Origin of the sequence: Streptococcus sp. 1343 (assembly GCF_013277355.1) — a bacterium.
GTDB lineage: Bacteria > Bacillota > Bacilli > Lactobacillales > Streptococcaceae > Streptococcus > Streptococcus pseudopneumoniae.
Window position 1 is genome coordinate 1 of record NZ_VMMT01000106.1, and the last position, 4,988, is coordinate 4,988.

Annotated in this window: 1 protein-coding gene; it reads right to left on the bottom strand. The window is 35.4% G+C overall.

Annotation, left to right across the window (positions count from 1 at the left end):
* Positions 1–323: 323 nt before the first annotated feature.
* Positions 324–4,988: ZmpA/ZmpB/ZmpC family metallo-endopeptidase (locus HT709_RS11425; protein ID WP_240156684.1), on the bottom strand; the 4,665-nt coding region annotated here is incomplete at its 5' end.

Below are 4,988 nucleotides of genomic sequence, written 5' to 3' on the forward strand. Positions count from 1 at the left end.
AATTATCTATCCTATCTTCTAGAATGTCTTCCAAACGAGGAAACTCTCGTAAACAAAGAGGTTTTAGAGGCTTATTTACCATGGACTAAAGTTGTACAAGAAAAGTGCAAATAAGAAATCTCCAGATTAGGAACTATCCGTGAGTTCTCTAGTCTGGAGATTTTTCAATATACTTCGCTATTGGACGGTTACGGTGCAACCAAGACACTTCCGAGTAACACCGAACCAACAATACATTTTATTTTCCGAATGGAAAATTTATCTTTTTTAATAATGACAATTCTAATTCTCTACATTCACTTTTTATTTCCTAATAGTAAACACTATTTTTTATTCTCAAAAATTGAACTTCTAAAATCATCGGTTTGGTCAAGATAGGCTTTAAAGATTGCTCTCTTCAACTTATGAACCGCACTATCATATTCTGGATTATAGTTATACCAAGAATAACGATTATCTTCTGCATCCTTACGAACAGCTTCATCCATTAATTTCTGTAATTCAGTCACGCTATTGATAGTTTTTGTTTCGCGAATATACCAAGGAATTGATGGATCCTTAAATGACACTGTATTTAATTGTCCAAACTTATCTTGGCGTTCTTTGTACATAGCTTTCTTGAATTCTGTCCAAGTTTTATATTGACCGTTAAATACCTTTTTCAAAACCAAGTCATCTGTCACCAATCCGCGTTCTTTACCATAAATAGTTATCTTTTTACCATTTTGTTTGGCTTCTTCTTCGTATTGGTTTGAGATATATGGTACCATACCATCTTTAAAGCCTTTAGCAGCTAGTAGTTCATAGGCTATACGACGTCCCATCAGGTCACCTGGTGTTCCTATATCACTACTTAATGCTGCATAAATTGGTGCAAATAACTTAATAGTGAAGTAGCCATTTCTTTCGTATTCTTTAGACTTGTATTCACGAGCTGAAAGGATGTTATTATCAATCAAACTCTCAAAGCTTGTCAGTTTTTTAGCATCTTCTACTGTCAAATCTTTGACTACATTTGTTGCGTAAACCTTATTTCCATCTTCACGATCTTCTACATACTTGTTCTCAATTTTTCTAAGAGCTTCCATTTTCTGATAATTGGTAAGGTTCTCTGTAATAGATTTTCCTTCGAGATATTCCAACATGTAAACGACATCGAACATATTGTGGACGTAGTTCTGAAGATCTGTTGCGTCTTTAAATCTCGTGGTTGGATCAAGTACTTGTAATCGTTGTCCTTCTGTACTATCAGATTTTGAATGTTTCAAGATCGAGTTGATGGTGATGGTTGCGTCATTTGGATGGTCTGGCGCTTGTAATAAGCCTTTGGCGAAGAACTCTGGTCCCAAACCACTTCTTCGACCATATCCTCCAAGATAAATGTCCTGATCTGAATCGTGCGTCATTTCATGAGTATAAGTGATAGCTCCATCCTTATCCAACATACGATAACCCATATAATAAACGGCATCCCCTGTAGCATAAGCACCGTGTTGATTATGTCCAACATTATTTCCAACAGGTCCAAAGAAATGTTTCATAGCAGGATTTGGATCATCAAAATCTGCTACTTTTTTAGCCTTTCCTTCAGTATTATCATTTCCAAATTTATAGGCATCATAAAGCAAGATATTTCGATAAAGCTTTTCACGCCCTTTTTCATCTAGAATACGATACCAATAATCATAGTGATCTCGTTGACGCTCTGCTGTTTCGTGAGCACTCTTTTCAACAAACTTATTGAGCTTATCACCAGCCTTATAGTCACTATTGCGATAACGATCATAAGCACCAAAGCCTAGACTAGAGATAGTTGAAATGACAAATACTGATTTTTCTGGCAAGGTAAGTAGAGGTAGTACCATGTTACGATATTTCCAGCTGTCGCTAGTGATTCGATCATAGACACCGATAGAGTACTTGCTACCAGCTTTTTCCTGGTTAGCCCTCACTTCTGGAATATTAGATTTTTCTTCAACGATATAAGCCTTGGTCTGTGATTTAAACCAGTCATTGTTAGTTTGAGTAGGTGCAAATGCTTTACGATAGGCTTCTAAAGCACTAAACAGGTCTTTTGTACCGTAGTTATTCGTCAGCAAGGCATTGTAAGTAACCACATTATTTTTTGCCAAGAGATTGTTGTAGCCAGATTTACCTAGTTCAATAATTGTATCTAGCGGAGAGGTATTTCCCTTACCAAAGAAATCCATATGGAACATAAGCAAATCTTTTGCGCTAGCCTTATCAAATTTGAAATCATACCAGCGTTCTAGATAGGTTAATCCTAGCATCAAGGCTTCTTTGTTTCGCTTGATTTTATCAACCATGTAATTGTCAATAGCACTATTATTTCCAGTAACAGCAGCATCAGCTGAAAGTAATTTTTTAAGAGTCTCAGTCAAGTGCTCTTTGGTTTTAGCGAATTGTTCATCTAGATAGAGTTCTGTTAATTTAACATTATCAGAGATTCCTAACAAATTCTTAAGAGCAGATGGATTATACTGCACTGTATTTAAGTCGTTTTTAACTCTGTCTATTATAGATGAATAATCTTTTAGGAAAGCATTTGGTGTGTATACTAGACCTGTAGTTCCAATAGTATACTCAGCCAGATTTGCAAAATCACTATGGTAGGTTACGTTTACTTTCTCAGATGTTCCATCTTTGTAATGTAGTAATAAGTGATTGATAGAGTGCTTGTCTGAAGTAATATCTGAAACCACTTCCTCATTTTTCATAGCGACAACAGATAACAATTCTTTCTTAAATAGATTATTATCAGCTGACAATTGATTTCCATACTTCACAATGGTGTCTCTATTATAGAAAGGCAATAATTTTTCTATATTTTTATATGCAACTTCTCTTGCCGCTTGATAATGAGTGGCCTTGGTATAATCTACATCCTGTTTAGCAGAATTTGTGAAATCTTCCACGGTTATAGTTTTCTTTGTAGTAATCTGGTCTTTCTTGGCTTGAACTGCTTCTTTTTCAATCTCAGTACCACGTTCTACAGTGGAATCAACTGACATTACCTCATCTCCAACTGCTTGAACATTAACTACCTTATTGTCTTTATTACTGTAAACTGCTGTTTTCTTCATACCATTGAAGTGGTAACCAGAAATCGCATTCCCATTTGTAATATTCATATCGCTTAGGACATTTTGTAGAATCCCAGAATTGTCCTCCGTGCTAGAGCCATTTGTCCAAAGGGAACCTGCAACTCCACCAACTCTAGCGAATGGTTTAGCATTATTTATTTCACCTTCAGCATAACTATTTTTTACAGTTGCATTATTTTCTACGATACCTGCAATTCCACCAATTGTTTGATTAGAATGTTCTCCATTACTTGAAATGGTTACTGTTGAAATAGAATGATCTACTACAGAATTAGATCCAGTTAATTGTCCTACTAAGCCACCAATTGCATACTGAGACTTTGTAACAAAGGTATTTGTTATTCTTCCGGTGAAGCTACTATTTCTTACTGTAGAATTATCAACTTTTTGGACAAGTCCTCCGATACCTAGCTCACCAGCAATGATTCCATTTGCGTGAACGTTATCTAAAGTTGAAGAATTTGTGGCTTCCTTAGCAACTGATGCGACATGATTCTTACCAGAAATATTAACATCTTTTAAGGTGAGATCCTTAACAGTAGCTCTATTTAATGTATTGAATAATGGCTTTTTCAAATTATAGATAGCATAATGTTTACCTTGATGACTACCAATCAATGTCCCTGTAAAGTTATTTGTAACATAACTTTCTTGGTTTTCATTTAACTCAAACTCGCGAGCATTCATTGTTGCACCAAGTGTGAATGTTCCACTTGGTCTACTATTCATATCAGTTATTAATTTTTTAAATGATGTGTAGATAGGGCCATCATTTTGAACAAGTTTTGGAAGATAATATGTAAAATTGTCTTGGTATTGATTGTCTACAGATTGCTTCAAGTGTTCCAATCTAGCTGTGATTTTATAGACTGGTTTGCCATCTTTTGTAGTATCCTCAATGTTTGAAACTGGAAGCAGTACATCTTTAAATTTAGCTGACTTCACCTTAATGAAATAAGCAGATTTATTATCTGGTACTTTATCCAAACTTGTATGTTGTTTTGATTGATTATCTTCATAACTATAGAGCTCCACATCAGAAACACTTCTTAGTTCTATTGTTTTCTCTTGAACTTCTACTTTTTTATCAGGTTCTACTTCATTTTCTTGTTTAATTTCTTCGTTTCCATTTGAATTGGCTGTGTTTGATTCGCTTGAAACATCCTCAGTTGAATTTCCGTTTGATTGTTCTGGTTCTGTTTGTCCGCTCTCTGTTATTGGATGAGCAGAATTTTCAGGTTTGTTTGTTTCTTCAACTGAGGTTGTCGAATCACTAGGAATACTGGACATTTCCCCAGTATTTTCTTTAGATGTATCTGGTGATACATTCTCTGAATTCGTTGTTGTTTCTTCTGCAGATTGAACTGGATTTTCTGTTCCTTGATTTGAGGTTCCTTCTGTAGTGACTTCTGTTGGATTTACTGGAACTTCTTCTACAGTTTTTTCTGGTTCTTGTTCTTTCGGCTTCTCGACTGGAGTTGCAGAATGAACTTCTGAAGCGTCTGTGGATTCTTCTTTAGTCTCTCCTGATTTTTCTCCTGACTTAGGAGTTGCATCTTCTCCTGAGTTTGTTGTTGATTCTTCTGCAGATTGAACTGGATTTTCTGTTCCTTGATTTGAGGTTCCTTCTGTAGAGCCTTCTGTTGGATTTACTGGAACTTCTTCTACAGTTTTTTCTGAAGTTTCATTTTTGGAGTCATTATTTTCTGGTTTATTTGACTCTCCAACTTTATTTGTATCACCTTGATTAGATTCAGTTGGTACTGTTTGCCCATTCTCTTCTGTTATTGCATTACCAGAATTTTCAGGTTTTGTTGAAGTTTCGTCTTTTGACTCATCTTTTTCAGGTTTGTTTGTTTCTTC